At 74.1% G+C, this 13,820-nt stretch carries 9 protein-coding genes; 7 read left to right on the forward strand and 2 right to left on the reverse strand.

Annotation, left to right across the window (positions count from 1 at the left end; genetic code table 11):
• Position 1: 1 nt before the first annotated feature.
• The 6 genes from ACH01S_RS10200 to ACH01S_RS10225 are packed head-to-tail and all read left to right on the forward strand — an operon-like array spanning position 2 to position 8,764.
• Positions 2-904, forward strand: a complete 903-nt coding sequence (locus ACH01S_RS10200; protein WP_067888379.1) for an ABC transporter permease — start codon at positions 2-4, stop codon at positions 902-904.
• The gene (locus tag ACH01S_RS10205) at positions 897-1,727 is read left to right on the forward strand and encodes an ABC transporter permease (RefSeq protein ID WP_067888382.1); all 831 of its coding nucleotides are present in this window, start codon (positions 897-899) and stop codon (positions 1,725-1,727) included. The genes ACH01S_RS10200 and ACH01S_RS10205 overlap by 8 nt, the downstream gene beginning before the upstream one ends.
• Positions 1,724-2,887, forward strand: a complete 1,164-nt coding sequence (locus tag ACH01S_RS10210; RefSeq protein WP_067888385.1) for an ABC transporter ATP-binding protein — start codon at positions 1,724-1,726, stop codon at positions 2,885-2,887. The genes ACH01S_RS10205 and ACH01S_RS10210 overlap by 4 nt, the downstream gene beginning before the upstream one ends.
• Positions 2,888-2,941: 54 nt before the next feature.
• Positions 2,942-5,947 (forward strand): aminotransferase class III-fold pyridoxal phosphate-dependent enzyme, encoded by a 3,006-nt coding sequence (locus tag ACH01S_RS10215; protein WP_083980512.1) that lies wholly within the window; start codon positions 2,942-2,944, stop codon positions 5,945-5,947.
• 1 nt (position 5,948) lies between these two features.
• Positions 5,949-7,613 carry an amidohydrolase gene (locus ACH01S_RS10220; protein WP_067888388.1) on the forward strand — a complete coding sequence of 555 codons (1,665 nt, stop codon included), beginning with the start codon at positions 5,949-5,951 and terminating at the stop codon, positions 7,611-7,613.
• Positions 7,614-7,651: 38 nt separating this feature from the next.
• Positions 7,652-8,764, forward strand: a complete 1,113-nt coding sequence (locus ACH01S_RS10225; RefSeq protein ID WP_067888391.1) for an NAD(P)-dependent alcohol dehydrogenase — start codon at positions 7,652-7,654, stop codon at positions 8,762-8,764.
• Positions 8,765-8,789: 25 nt separating this feature from the next.
• On the opposite strand, the gene ACH01S_RS10230 is transcribed toward ACH01S_RS10225, so the two are convergent.
• A complete protein-coding gene (locus ACH01S_RS10230; RefSeq protein ID WP_246237062.1) occupies positions 8,790-10,580 on the reverse strand; it encodes an amidohydrolase in 1,791 nt (596 codons plus the stop codon).
• 362 nt (positions 10,581-10,942) lie between these two features.
• Here ACH01S_RS10230 and ACH01S_RS10235 point away from each other — a divergent pair, with 362 nt between their 5' ends.
• Positions 10,943-12,124, forward strand: a complete 1,182-nt coding sequence (locus ACH01S_RS10235; RefSeq protein WP_246237060.1) for a GNAT family N-acetyltransferase — start codon at positions 10,943-10,945, stop codon at positions 12,122-12,124.
• On the opposite strand, the gene ACH01S_RS10240 is transcribed toward ACH01S_RS10235, so the two are convergent.
• Positions 12,121-13,782: a serine/threonine-protein kinase gene (locus tag ACH01S_RS10240; protein ID WP_067888397.1), complete on the reverse strand. Its 1,662-nt coding sequence runs from the start codon at positions 13,780-13,782 to the stop codon at positions 12,121-12,123. The two genes, ACH01S_RS10235 and ACH01S_RS10240, sit on opposite strands and share 4 nt — an antisense overlap.
• Positions 13,783-13,820 lie beyond the last annotated feature (38 nt).

The raw sequence follows: 13,820 nt of genomic DNA on the forward strand, positions 1-13,820 counted from the left end.
GATGAGCGCTCCGACCGCCCCGGCGCCGCCGGTCGCCACGACCGGCGGCGCCGGGCTCGCCCCCGCCCGGCCCCGCAGGCGCATGGCGGGCTGGTTCATCCTGCCCGCCACCGCCCTGCTGCTGGTGTTCTTCTGCTACCCGCTCGCCTTCGTCATCTGGCGGAGCTTCACCGACCCGTCCTCGGGGCTCGGCAACTACACGGCGCTGCTGCACGACGGCGTGTCCGTCACGGTGCTGGTGCGGACGCTCGTCACCGGGCTGATCGTGGCCACCTGCACGCTCGTGATCGCCTACCCGTACGCGTACACGATGACGCGGGTCGGGCCGCGCGGCCGGAACCTGATGACGGTCGTGGTCCTGCTGCCGTTCTGGACGTCGATGATGGCCCGCAACTTCGCCTGGTACATGCTGGAGCAGCGCGGCGGCCTGATCGACGACGCGTTCTCCGCGGTCGGGATCCACGGCGTCGTGCTGCTCGGCTCGGTGCCCGGCGTGGCGGTGGCGATGGTGCAGGTCATGCTGCCGTTCATGGTCCTCCCGCTGTACAGCGGGATGGAGGGCATCGACAAGCGGCTGCTGGACGCGGCGACCAGCCTCGGCGCGCCGCGCTGGCGGGCGTTCGCCCGGGTGTACCTGCCGCTGTCGCTGCCGGGCGTGCTGTCGGGGTTCACGCTCGTGTTCATCCTGACGCTCGGGTTCTACGTCACCCCGGCGCTGCTCGGCTCGCCGCAGGAGTCGCTGGTCGCCCAGCTGATCGCGACCGAGGTGAGCAAGCTGCTCGATTTCGGCAGCGCGGGCGCGCTCGGCACGGTGCTGCTGGCGGTGACGCTGCTGGCGCTGTTCGTCGTGTCGCGGTTCGCCAACCTCTCGTCCACGACGGAGAAGGTGGTGACGAATGACTGAGCAGGCTCCCGCGGGACGGTCCGCGCTGCGGGCCGGACGGGACGGCGGCATCGGCTGGGGCCTGCGGTCGGTGGTCGCGCTGACCGGGCTCGTGCTGATCGCGCCGACCGCCGTCGTGATCCCGATGAGCTTCTCCGCCGGCGACACCTTCCAGTTCCCGCCCGAGGACTGGTCGCTGCGCTGGTACCAGGCGTTCTTCAGCTCCGAGAAGTGGATGCGGTCGCTGCTGACCTCGGTGCAGATCGGGCTGCTCGTCGCGGTGGCGGCGACCGTCCTCGGCGTCGCGGCGGCGTTCGGGCTGAACCGGGCGGGCTTCCGGGGCCGGGGCGCGATCCGCTCGCTGATGATGGCGCCGCTGATCGTCCCGAGCATCGTGGTCGCGGTGGCGATCTACGGCGTGTTCCTGCGCTGGCAGCTCAACGGCACGGCGATCGGGTTCGTGACCGCGCACACCGTGATGGCGCTGCCGTTCGTGGTGACGGTCATGACGACCAGCCTCGCCGGCTACGACCGCACGCTCGACACGGCCGCCGCGTCGCTCGGCGCCACCCCGGTGACGACGTTCTTCCGGATCACCGTGCCGCTGATCGCGCCCGGCGTGCTGTCGGGGTTCGTTTTCGCGTTCGTCATGTCGCTGGACGAGGTCGTCGTCGCGCTGTTCCTGCAGACGCCCGACATCCAGACGCTGCCGGTGCAGATGTACAACTCCATCACGCTGGAGATCGACCCGACCATCGCGGCCGCGTCCAGCCTCATGGTCACGGCCACGACCCTCGTCCTGCTGGTCCCGCAGTTCGTTCGCCGCAAGCGGAGCACACCATGAGCCATTCCGACACCAGCACACGTACCGGCACCGGCACCGGCACCGGGATCCGGATCGCGGGCGTCTCGAAGGTCTACCACGGGACGTCGCGCCCCGCCGTGGACGACGTGTCCCTCGACATCGCGGACGGCGAGTTCATCACCTTCCTCGGCCCGTCCGGGTCGGGCAAGACGACGATGCTGTCGATGCTCGCCGGGTTCATCTCGGTGTCCGCCGGGACGATCGAGATCGACGGCCGGGACGTCTCCCGGCAGAAGCCGCACAAGCGCAACCTCGGCGTCGTGTTCCAGCAGTACGCGCTGTTCCCGCACATGAGCGTCGCGAAGAACGTGGCGTTCCCGCTCCAGCAGCGGCGGATGCCGAAGGCGCAGATCGCGGCGAAGGTCGCCGAGACGCTGAAGCTCGTCCACCTGGAGGACTACGCGGACCGGCTGCCGAGCATGCTGTCCGGCGGGCAGCAGCAGCGCGTCGCGCTCGCCCGCGCGGTGGTGTACCAGCCGCGCGCCCTGCTGATGGACGAGCCGCTCGGCGCGCTCGACCGGCGGCTGCGCGACCAGCTCCAGCGCGAGATCGCCCGCATGCACCGGGAGCTCGGCATGACGTTCATCTTCGTCACCCACGACCAGCACGAGGCGCTCACCCTGTCCGACCGCATCGCGGTGTTCAACGAGGGGAGGGTCGAGCAGGTCGGGACGCCCTCCGAGCTGTACGAGCGGCCCGGGACGCTGTTCGTCGCGCAGTTCCTCGGCGAGTCGACCTGCTTCCGCGGCACGGTCGACGCGTCCGCGGGCCTGCTGCGCTGCGAGGGGTTCACGGCGCGGGCGCCGCGCCTCGCCGCCGGGCTCGACGGGACGGGCGGCGTCGCCGTCGTCCGGCCCGAGCGGCTGGAGCTGCACTCGGGCGCGGGCGACGTCCCGTCCGGGCACAACCACGCGTCCGCCACCGTCACCGAGATCGTCTACGTCGGCAACCACCACCAGGTCGGGCTGCGGTTCGGGGACGGCACGACCGGCTCGGCCATGCGGGTGGCCGGACGGTCGCTCCCGGCCGTGCCGGGCGAGGAGGTCACGGTGAGCTGGGACCCGGAGCACCAGTCGATCGTCCCCGCCCCCGGCGGCGCCTCCGCCTCGCCCTCCGTGCTGGAAGCCGCCGGTACCTGACCCAGGCCCGAACGAACCCGCCCCGCCCCCCCCGACCACCAGAGGGAGTCGCCCATGGCCGTCCAGACCCACCGCGCCGGGACCGACGAGCGCTACGAGCGGATCACCGCCGGTGTCCCCGAGCTCCCGGACGAGCTGGTCCGCGACGTCCTGCGCGACCGGTACGGGCTCGACGCCGCCGACCTCCGCCCGCTCGCCGGGGAGACCGACCGCAACCTCCGGGTCCGCGCGGGCGGCGCGGAGTACGTGTTCAAGGTCTGCGACCCGGCCGACCGCGCCGCCATCGACTTTCAGTCCGCGCTGCTCGCGCACCTCGACGGGCTGGAGCTGGGCTTCGAGGTTCCCCGGGTCGTCCCGGACGTGTCGGGCGCGCCCGTCACGTCCGTGGCCGACGGCGGGCGCGACCTGCCGGTCCGGCTGCTGACCTGGGTGCCCGGCGAGCTGCTGGCCGAGACGGTCCCGGCGTACCGGTCGGCGGAGCTGCTCGCCGACGTCGGCGCCGTCGCGGGACGGCTGACCGCCGCGACCGCGTCCTTCGTCCATCCCGAGCCGCCCGCGCCGCACTACTGGGAGTTCGGCCACGCGGGGACGGCGCTCGCCGCCTCCGCCGAGCATGTCCCCGACCCGGACGTGCGCGCCGCCGTCGAGGCGATCCGGGAGCGGTACGAGGCCCTGCTCGGCGAGCGGCTGCCCGAGCTGCCCACGGCGGTGGTGCACCACGACCTCAACGCGTTCAACCTGCTGGTCCGCCGGGACGGCGGCCGCCGCCGGGTCGGCGGTGTGATCGACTTCGGCGACGCGCTGCCGACCGCGCGGGCCGCCGACCTGGCGGTGCTGATCTCCAGCGTGGCGCGCGGCGCCGCCCGCCCGCTGGCCGTCGCGCGGACGCTCGCCGCCGCCTACCACGCGGCGTGCCCGCTGACCGAGGCCGAGCTGGACCTGCTGTTCCCGCTGGTCGCGGTGCGCGCCGCGACGGTCGCCGCCACGACCGCCCGGCTTGACGCGGAGCGGCGGCACGGCGACCCGAGGCACCGGTCGGCGGCGGCCGCCGAGCTGGTGCGGGCGCTGGCGGACGTCCCGGCCGAGCTGGGCCGGGCCGCCGTCCGGGAGGCGTGCGGGCTGCCCGCGCACCCGTCCGGACCGGCGCTCGTGACCTGGCTCGCGGGCTGCGCGGCGACGGCGCCCGTGGACGGCCCGCTCACCGTGGTCGACCTCGGCGCGTCCTCCCCGGTCTTCGACGGCACCGACCCGCGCGACCACAACGCGCTGCGGGCCGCCGCGAGCGCCGAGATCCTGGCCCGGCGTCCGGGCGTGGCGGTCGGGCGGTACGGCGAGCCGCGCTTCCTCGCGCCGCGCCCGCGCCGCGACGGCGGACCGGACGAGCCCGCCGACGTCCATCTCGGCGTCGACCTGTTCGCGGCGGCCGGGACGCCGGTCCGCGCGCCGCTGCCCGGGCGGGTCGAGGAGAGCGGCGCGGCCCTGGTGCTGCTGCACGAACCGTCCGGGGGCGTCCCCTTCCGGACGCTCTACACCGGCCTGGACGGCGCGCCCGAGGCGGGCGCGGAGGTCGCGGCGGGCGGGCCGATCGGCCGGATCGCGCCGAGCGCCGGGCTGCCGCCGCACGTCCGGATCCAGGTGACGTGCTCGGAGCTCGGGACGTGGACGTCGGTGCCGTCGAGCGCCCCCGGCTCCGAGGAGGCGGTCTGGCGGGGCCTGTTCCCCGACCCGACGCCGCTGCTCGGCGGGCGGAGCGCGGTGACCGCCTGGACGCCCGCGATCGACAGGGCGCTGGAGGCCCGCCGCAAGCACCTGCCGAACACGCACCCGACGTACTTCGCGGACCCGATCGCGATGGCCCGCGCCCGGGACTGCCTGTTCTACGACGAGCGGGGCCGCTCCTACCTGGACGCGCTCAACAACGTCACCCTGCTCGGCCACGGCCACCCCCGCCTGGTGGACGCCGCGACCCGCCAGCTAGGCAGGCTGAACACCAACACCAGGTTCGTCTACGACACGCTGACCGAGTACGCCGAGCGGCTCACCGCGACGCTCCCGGACGGGCTCGACGTCGTCTACTTCGTCAACTCCGGCAGCGAGGCCAACGACCTCGCCCTGCGCATGGCCCGCTTCCTGACGAAGCGCGACGACATCGTCATCATCGACGACGCCTACCACGGCTACACGACCGTGGTGGCGGACGTGAGCCCGTCGCGCTACCGGAACTACGGCAAGCCGGACACGACGCATCCGACGCCCGTGCCCGACCGCTACCGGGGCGCGTACGGCTACGACGACCCGGACGCCGGGGCCAAGTACGCGCGGCACGTGATCGACACGTTCGACCGGCTCGCCGCCGAGGGGCGTCCGCCCGCGGCGTTCCTGTACGAGTCGCTGCTGGCGGGCGGCGGGCAGGTCGTCCTGCCGCCGGGGTACCTGGAGCCGATCACGGCGGCGGCGGCCGAGCGCGGCGTGCTGACGATCGCGGACGAGGTCCAGGTCGGGTTCGGCAGGCTGGGCGAGGCGTTCTGGGGGTTCCAGACGCAGGGGCCGGGCGTCGTCCCCGACTTCGTGACGATGGGCAAGGCCATGGGCAACGGGTTCCCGATGGCGGCGATGGTCACCACGCGGGAGATCTCGCGGGCGTTCGACCCGGCCGGGCGGTTCTTCTCCACCTACGGCGGCAACCCCGTCGCCTGCGCGGTCGGCCTCGAACTGCTGAACGTCGTCGCGGACGAGGGCCTCCAGCACAACGCGCTCGTCGTCGGCCGGTACCTGCGGGACCGGCTCGCCGGGCTCGCCGACCGGCACCCGCTGATCGGCGACGTGCGCGGGCAGGGCTTCTACAGCGGGGTCGAGTTCGTCCGCGACCGGGAGACCAAGGAACCCGCGTCGGAGGAGACGCTGATCATCTGCGAACGGCTCAAGGACCGGGGCGTGCTCGTGTATCCGACCGGCCCGTCGTGGAACATCCTCAAGCTCAAACCGCCGCTGACGTTCACGCGGGGGCACGCCGACGAGTTCACGGACGCGCTCGACGCCGTCCTAGAGACGGGCTGGTGACATGACCGGACACGCTGACATGGTCCTGCTGAACGGCCGGGTGCTCACCGTCGACGACGCGTTCACGGTCGCGTCGGCGCTGGCGGTGACCGGCGACCGGATCACGGCCGTCGGAGCGGACGACGAGGTCCGGGCCCTCGCCGGGCCGTCCACCACGGTCGTCGACCTCGACGGCCGGACCGTGCTCCCCGGCCTCAACGACGCGCACCTGCACCTCGCGATGTTCGGCCTGGCCGGGCCGCCCTTCTCGGCCGACCTGAACGGCGTCGCCTCGCTGGCGGACCTGCGCGCGGCGCTCGCGGACGGCCCGCCGGGGCCCGGCGGCAGCCGGTGGCTGATCGGCGAGGGCTGGCGGGAGGCGAACATCCCCGAGTTCGACGCCGCCGACCCGGGGCCGCACCGCTCCCTCATCGACGAGGTCACCGGCGACCGGCCGACCGTGCTGCACCACGCGTCCCGGCACTCGGTGCTGGTGAACACCGCCGCGCTGCGGATCGCCGGGATCACCCGAGACACCCCCGACCCGGCGGGCGGGCACATCGTCCGCGACCGCGCCGGGGAGCCGTCCGGGCTGCTGCTCGAAGGGGCGAAGGGGCTGGTCACGCCGTACGTCCCGGCGCACTCCGAGACCGAGCGGCTGGACGCGATCGAGTCGGCGATGCGCACGCTCAACGCGCTCGGCATCACGAGCGTCACCGACCCGATCGTCTGGCCGGAGCTGCTGCGCGACTACACCACGCTGCGGCGGCAGGGTCGGATGACCGTCCGGGTGAACGCGCTGCTGCACTGGGACTGGCCGTCCCCGGCCAGCTCGTCCGAGCGGCTGGAGACCGCGCTCGGGTACGCGGGGCTGTCCACGGGGCTGGGCGACGACTGGCTCCGGGTCGGCGGCCTCAAGCTCTTCGCCGACGGGGTGCCCACCCAGTGCACCGCCTGGCTGCACGAGCCGTACCCGGCCGGCGGGCACGGGAGCCTGATCACCTCCGGCGATGACGACGACGCCCGCTACGAGGAGCTGCTGCGCTCGATCGAGCTCGGGCACCGCAACCGGCTGCAGGTCCAGGTGCACGTCACCGGCGACCGCGCGGCCGACGCCGCCGCCGACGGCCTGATCCGCGCCCTGAAAGAGGACCCGTGGCCGGACGCGCGGCACGCCCTCATCCACGGCACGCTCCTCAACGAGGACGGCTTCGCGCGGCTCGCCGAGCACGACATCAGCGTGATCACCAGCTCGCTGATGAAGTCGCACAGCGGCGCGTCGATGACGCGGGCGATCGGCGCGGACCGGTGGTCGCGCGCGTTCCCGGCCGGGGCGCTGCTCGCGGCGGGCGTCCACGTCGCCGACAGCTCGGACGCGCCGGTCACCTTCCCCGACTGGCGGCGCGGCATCGCCACGTTCACCGGCTCGGCCCCGGGCCCGTTCGCCGAGGTGCCCCCGGACCTGCGGCTCACCCGCGAGCAGGCCGTCCGGCTGTGGACGACCGCGGGCGCCTACCTGGAGCACGCCGAGGACCGCAAGGGCACGCTCACGCCGGGCAGCCTCGCGGACCTGGTCGTCCTGGACGGCGACCCCGTGACGGCCGACGCCGACGCGCTGCGGCGCATCACGCCCGTGCTCACCGTGGTCGGCGGTCGCGTCGTCCACACTGGGGGGACGTCCGGCTAGCGCTCGCGGCCGGCCCGATCCCGTGAAGGAGCCCGCCCATGCGGATCACCGCCGCTCTCGTCGAGGAAGTGGACGCCCCGTTCACCCTCACCGAGCTGGACCTGGACGAGCCCGGCCCCGGCGAGGTCCTGGTCAAGGTGGTCGCCGCCGGGATCTGCCACACCGACGGGCTGGCCCGGCACGGCGACCTGCCCTTCCCGCTGCCCGGCGTCCTCGGCCACGAGGGCGCCGGGACGGTCGCCGCCGTCGGGCCCGGCGTCACCGGCTACGCCGAGGGCGACCCGGTCGTCATCGGCTGGCCGTCGTGCGGCGCGTGCCGGAACTGCCGGGCCGGGGAGCCGCGCTACTGCGAGCGGCTCGCGACGGCGCTGGTCGGCGGCGGGCGGCTCGGCGGGCCGCGCGCCGGGGAGACGGCGCTGCGCCGCCCGGACGGCAGGCCCGTCGCCGGCCACTTCTTCGGCCAGTCGTCGTTCGCGACGCACGCGCTGACCACGGCCGCCGCGCTGGTGCGCGTCCCGCCGGACCTGCCGCTCGCGCTGATGGGGCCGCTGGCCTGCGGGGTGTCCACCGGCGCGGGCGCGATCTTCAACACGGTAAGGCCGCACGCGGGTGCGCGGATCGCGGTGTTCGGGGCGGGGACCGTCGGCCTCGCCGCGATCATGGCCGCGCGCAACTCCCCCGCCACCCGAATCATCGCGGTCGACCGGCACGCGTCCCGGCTGGAGCTGGCCCGCGAGCTCGGCGCGACCGACGCCGTCGACGCGTCCGAGCACGACCCGGTCGACGCCGTCCGCGACCTGTGCGGCGGGGCCGCCGACTACGCGCTGGAGTGCACGGGGGTGATCGACGTCGTCCGGCAGGCCGCCGACGTGGTCGGCATGCTCGGCACGTGCGTCCTCATCGGCGGCGCCCCGGCCGCCGCCGAGTTCACCCTCGACCACGTGTCCACGCTGTGGGGCAAGCGGATCGTCGGGGTCCTCGGCGGCGGCGGGCGCGGCGACGAGCTGATCACGGCGATCATGCGGCTGTACGCGCAGGGCCGCTTCCCGTTCGACCGGCTCGTGGAGTACTTCGACTTCGCCGACGTCCAGACCGCGCTGGACCGGTCCTACGCGGGCGAGGTCGTCAAGCCCGTCCTGCGCATGCCGTGACCGGCGGGGCCTCCGAACTGGTTCCCTATCTGAGGATCTCCTCGGCGAGTTCGCAGCAGCATTTCTCGCCGTCCTCGCAGGTGTGCCCGGGGCCCCGCGTGAAGGCGGCGGGCGCCGCCGTGGTTGACGTCCCGCCCGTCCGTTCGTAGACCACCCGGCCCCCGACCAGCGTCGCCGTCACCTGGAGGTTCTGGAGGTCGCGGGGGTCCGCGGCGAGCAGGTCGCCGCCGACGACGCAGATGTCGGCGGCCTTCCCCGGCTCAAGCGTGCCCTTCCAGCGCTCCGCGTGGTCCTGCCACGCGGCGTTGCGGGTGTAGGTGGCCAACGCCTGGGGCAGCGAGACGCGTTCCGCCGTCCCGGCGACGCTGCCGTCCGCTCCCCGGCGGAGCATCGCCGTCATCACGCCCCGCAGCCAGTGGGGCGCCACCACGGGCGCGTCCGATCCGGAGGTGACGTTGACCCCCGCTTCGAGCGCGCTCCGGTAGGGCCACTGGTACTCGGTCAGCTCGGCGCCGATGATCGATTCGAGGACGCGGCCCTGCAGATACAGGATCTCCGAATTCAGGTTCGCGCCGATGTCGTTGCGCGCCATCGTCCGCAGCGTCCGGGCGGAGGGGAAATTGCAGTGGATGACGTAGTGCCGCAGATCCGCCGTTCGCCAATGGCGGCCGCCCGCCTTCACGTAACCGGCGACGACCGCGTCCGTGGTGCCGTCGCCGCATGAGTGCGAGCCGACCTGGAGCCCGGCGGCCACGGCGATCCGGATCATCTCGTGCAGGTTGGCGAGCTGCTCGGCGGGCGTCGCGCCGTCGATCGTGAGGCTGCCGTTGCTGCCGTCGAGGTAGGGCTTGTTCATCCACGCGGTCCTGAACCGGGGAATTCCGTCGGCGAAGACCTTCACCCCGGCGACCCGCAACGTCCGGGGATCGACGCCGCGCGGCGGCTCGTACTCGGCGAGGACGCCGCGGAGCGTCCGGGGGCCCGTGCCGCTCCCGAGGAGCGCGGTGACGCGCAACGGCAGCGTCCCGGCCCGCGCCTTCTCCGCGTAGAGGGCGAGGGTGTCCAGGTCGATGCCGGGTTCGGTGGCGCTGGTGATGCCCCAGGAATGCAGGATCCGGACGGCGGTGTCGATGGCCCGCGCGCGCTCCTCGCGCGTGAACGGCGGGACGATGCCGCGCACCAGGCTCTGCGCCGTCTCGCGCAGGACTCCCGTGGGCTCGCCGTTCGCGTCCTTGTCGATGACCCCGCCGGGCGGCGGCACGGTGTCGCGGGTGATACCGGCCTTCCGGAGGACGACCGAGTTCACGGCCGTCGCGTGTCCGGAGAAGTCGCCGAGGACGACCGGATGGTTCCCCGAGACCGGGTCGAGGTCCGCGGCCACCGGCGGGCGCGGCAGGCGGAGCTGCTGCCATCCCCGGCCGCGAATCCACGAGTCCGGGCTCGGGGCCGCGTCCACCGCCGCGCGGACGGCGGAGACCAGTTCCTCGATCGTCGCCTTGTCCACGTCGATGTTGAACGGCGGAAGGCTGAGGCCATGCGAATTGAGGTGCAGATGGCTGTCGTTGATGCCGGGGAGGACGGTGCCGCCGCCCGCGTCGAGCAGCTCCGTCCGCTTGCCCGTGTGGCGCCGCATGTCGCGGGCCGTTCCGACGGCGAGCACGCGTCCGTCGCGCACGGCGACGGCCTCCGCCTTGCGGAAGTGCTTGTCGAGTACCAGAACCCGGCCGTTGTGGATGACGAGATCGGCGTCGCCGCCGCCGTCCGCCCGCGCGGAGACGGCGGGCAGCATTCCCGTCGCGGCGGTTCCGGCGGTCACGGCCGCGGCTCCGCGCAATACCTGGCGACGATCCATTTCAGGGGACATGACGAACTTCTCCTTGGGGGTGGGCACGAGAGAAGCCGCGGCTGCTGAACGCAGTTTCGGACGTGCTGTTGATAAAGTCAACAGCTACATCCGGTTAAGTCCGCAGTAGCATCCGCCACCGAGAGTGAATCGTCCATCGAGCTTGAGTGCTCAACTGGGAGGACATCGGCTCGTGCGCACGATAGCCACTCCAGCGGGGCAACCTCCGAGATTGTGTTGATGTTGTCATCAGCGGCGACGCGCCCCGGCACGCGCCCGCCGCCGACCGGGGACCTGCGAAAAAACGGGTTGCGCGGCGGTCATACGGTGGAAGCGTGATCGAGATCAGGGAGATCCCCGAGGCCGACGCCGCCCGCATGCTGGACTTCGCCGGGATCGTGTTCCACAGCCGCATCGAGGAAGCCGACCACGACCGCGACTCGTGGGCGGCGCGGCGGGCCGACCGGATCGGCGCCTACGACGGCGACACGCTCGCCGGGCAGCTCGCGGCCATCCCGATGCGGCTCGCCGTGCCCGGCGCGCTGCTCGACTGCTCGGCCATCACGCTGGTCGGGGTGCTGCCCACCCACCGCCGCCGCGGCGTCCTGACGTCCATGATCGAGCGGATGCACGCGGACGCGGCCGCCGCGGGCCGTCCGGTCGCCGCGCTCTGGGCGTCGCAGGGGCTGATCTACGGGCGGTACGGCTTCGGCCTCGCGACCCGCGCCGTCGGCCTGGAGATCGACGCCTCGCGCCCGCTCGAACTGCGCACGGCGCCCGATCCCGCGCCGCTGCGGCTGATCGACCCCGCGTCCGCGCCGGAGGTCCTCGGCCCGATCCACTCGCGCGGGCTCGCCGCGCGCCCGGGCGGCCTCGTCCGCGACGCGGAATGGTGGACGCGCGGCACCCTGCGCGCGGTCGAGCGCGAGGCCCCGGCGTTCAGCGAGCCGCGCGTCGTCGTCCATCCCGGCGGGTACGCGGCGTACCGCGCCCACGACCAGACCGTCCGGGTCGAGGACCTCGTCGCGGACACCCCGGCGGTGGAGGCCGCGCTGTGGCGGTACCTCGCGTCCATCGACCTGATCAAGGTCGTGCAGGCGCCGAGCCGCCCGGTGGACGACCTGCTCCCGCTCATGGCCGCCGACCCCGACCAGGTCGCCGTGAAGAACGACTACGGCGCGCTGTGGCTGCGGCTGGTCGACGTCCCGGCCGCGTTGCGCGCCCGGTCGTGGGCCGCCGAGGACGCCTTCGTGCTGGAGGTCGACGACGCCCGCCTCCCGGCCAACGCGGGCCGCTGGCGGCTGACGACCGGCGCCGTGCCCGCCTGCGACCGGACGGACGCGGCCCCCGACCTGTCCCTGTCCGCCGCCGACCTGGCGTCCGTCTACATGGGCGGGACGCGGCTGTCCGCGCTGACCCGGCTCGGCGTCGTCACCGAGCACACGCCGTCGGCGGCCGCCCGCCTGGACGCGGCTCTCGCCGTCCCCCTCGCGCCCTACACCAACGACGACTTCTAAGTGACGGCGAAGCCCGTGCAGCCTATGGGCTTCGCCCGGCCGTCCGGCGGGACGTGGTACCAGAGGACCGTCCAGGCGCCGGGCGACAAGGGGAACACCTCGTTGTTGGCGCCCGGCCAGCTGAAGTCCTCCGGATAGGTCACGGTCAGCGCCTCGGCCATCGTCGCCTGCTGTCGCGGGTCCGCCTTCGCCGGATACCGGATCGGCTTGGAATTGACGATTCCGGTGATCCGGTTTCCGCCCTGGCCGACCGGCGGCCTGATCTGGGCGGCGATGTAGTAGTCGGAAGGGCCGTACCACTCGAAGAGCAGTTTCAGGTCGACGCCGCCGCCGGGACGGACCGCCGCCGGGGTGTGCGCCAGCCTGATGGTCGCGGCGAGCGTCTCGTCGTCGGGCTTGACGTTCCGGTCGCATCGTCCGGTCGCCGGGTCCCAGGTGAAGGCGCCCACCCGCTGGTCGATCGACGTGATCGGCGGGGCCTTCGCGGCGGCCGGTGTCGCCGTCCGGGGCCGCGCGCGGCCACCGGTCGCCGTCCCGCCGGTCGTCCCGCCGGTCGTCGTGCCGGTCGTCGTGCCGGTCGTCGTGGGCCCGCCTCCGGTCCCGGTGCCGCCGTGTGCGGCGGGGCCGTCGCCGGGGAGGCCCTCGTAGACCAGGAGGGACGCGGCCGCCAGCAGCGCCGTCCCGCCGAGGATCGCGGCGGCGCGCCGCCGGGTGCGGGACGGCCGGGCCACCGACGTCGCTACGGCCGTGCGGCCGTGGTCGGGCGGGACGAGCCCGTCCGCGATCGCCGCCCGCAGGTCGGGCGGCGGCGGGGCGGTGAGCGCGACGAGCCGCCGGTAGTCCGGATGCTCCGCCAGCGGGTCGCGGACCGCGCACAGCCGCATGACCTCCTCGGGATCCGGCCGCGCGGCGGGGTCCTTGGCGGCGCAGCGGGTCAGGAGGCCGGCCAGCCGCGCGTCCACGCCGTCCAGGTCGAGGTCGCCCGCCAGGGTGCGGTGGACGATCACGGAGAGGCTCTCGTCGCCGAACGGCGGCCGCCCGGTCGCCGCGAAGGCGATCGTCCCGGCGAGCGAGAACACGTCGGAGGCGGCGGACGCCGGACGGCCGTCGATCAGCTCCGGTGCGACGAACCCGGGCGTGCCCGTCCAGGCCCCGGTCCCGGTGATCTGCTCCTGCCCCTCGCCGCGCGCGATGCCGAAGTCGATCAGGCGCGGCCCGTCCCGGCCGAGGATCACGTTGGCCGGTTTGAGGTCGCGGTGCCGGACGCCCTGCCGGTGGAGGTCCGCGAGGCCCTCGGCCAGCGCCGCCAGCAGCCGCAGGCAGGTCTCCGGCGGCAGCGGCCCGTGCCGCCGCACCGCCTGCTGGAGCGTCGGCCCGGGGACGTACTCGGTCGCCAGCCAGTACGGCGGCGCCTCGACGCCCGCCCCGACGAGCGCGGCGGCGAACCGGCTGCGCACGAGGCCGACCGTCTCGACCTCGCGGCGGAACCGCGCGACCGCCTGCGGCGCGGTGAAGTCCCTGCTGATCACCTTGAGCGCGACGTGCAGGCCGCCCCCGCTGAGGCCGAGGTAGACCTCGCCCATGCCGCCCGCGCCCAGCCTGGCCAGCACCGGGAAGCCGCCGATCTCCGCCGGGTCGCCCGGCCGTAGCGCCTGCATCGCCGACCTCCGCGCGGACGAGCCGAAAAGGACACGCC

It is taken from the genome of Actinomadura chibensis NBRC 106107, assembly GCF_001552135.1.
Classification (GTDB): domain Bacteria; phylum Actinomycetota; class Actinomycetes; order Streptosporangiales; family Streptosporangiaceae; genus Spirillospora; species Spirillospora chibensis.

Coding starts and splice junctions, on each gene's coding strand:
- ACH01S_RS10225 (WP_067888391.1), top strand. CDS start 7,652: ATGCGGATCACCGCCGCTCTCGTCGAGGAAGTGGACGCCCCGTTCACC.
- ACH01S_RS10210 (WP_067888385.1), top strand. CDS start 1,724: ATGAGCCATTCCGACACCAGCACACGTACCGGCACCGGCACCGGCACC.
- ACH01S_RS10215 (WP_083980512.1), top strand. CDS start 2,942: ATGGCCGTCCAGACCCACCGCGCCGGGACCGACGAGCGCTACGAGCGG.
- ACH01S_RS10220 (WP_067888388.1), top strand. CDS start 5,949: ATGACCGGACACGCTGACATGGTCCTGCTGAACGGCCGGGTGCTCACC.
- ACH01S_RS10200 (WP_067888379.1), top strand. CDS start 2: ATGAGCGCTCCGACCGCCCCGGCGCCGCCGGTCGCCACGACCGGCGGC.
- ACH01S_RS10240 (WP_067888397.1), bottom strand. CDS start 13,782: ATGCAGGCGCTACGGCCGGGCGACCCGGCGGAGATCGGCGGCTTCCCG.
- ACH01S_RS10205 (WP_067888382.1), top strand. CDS start 897: ATGACTGAGCAGGCTCCCGCGGGACGGTCCGCGCTGCGGGCCGGACGG.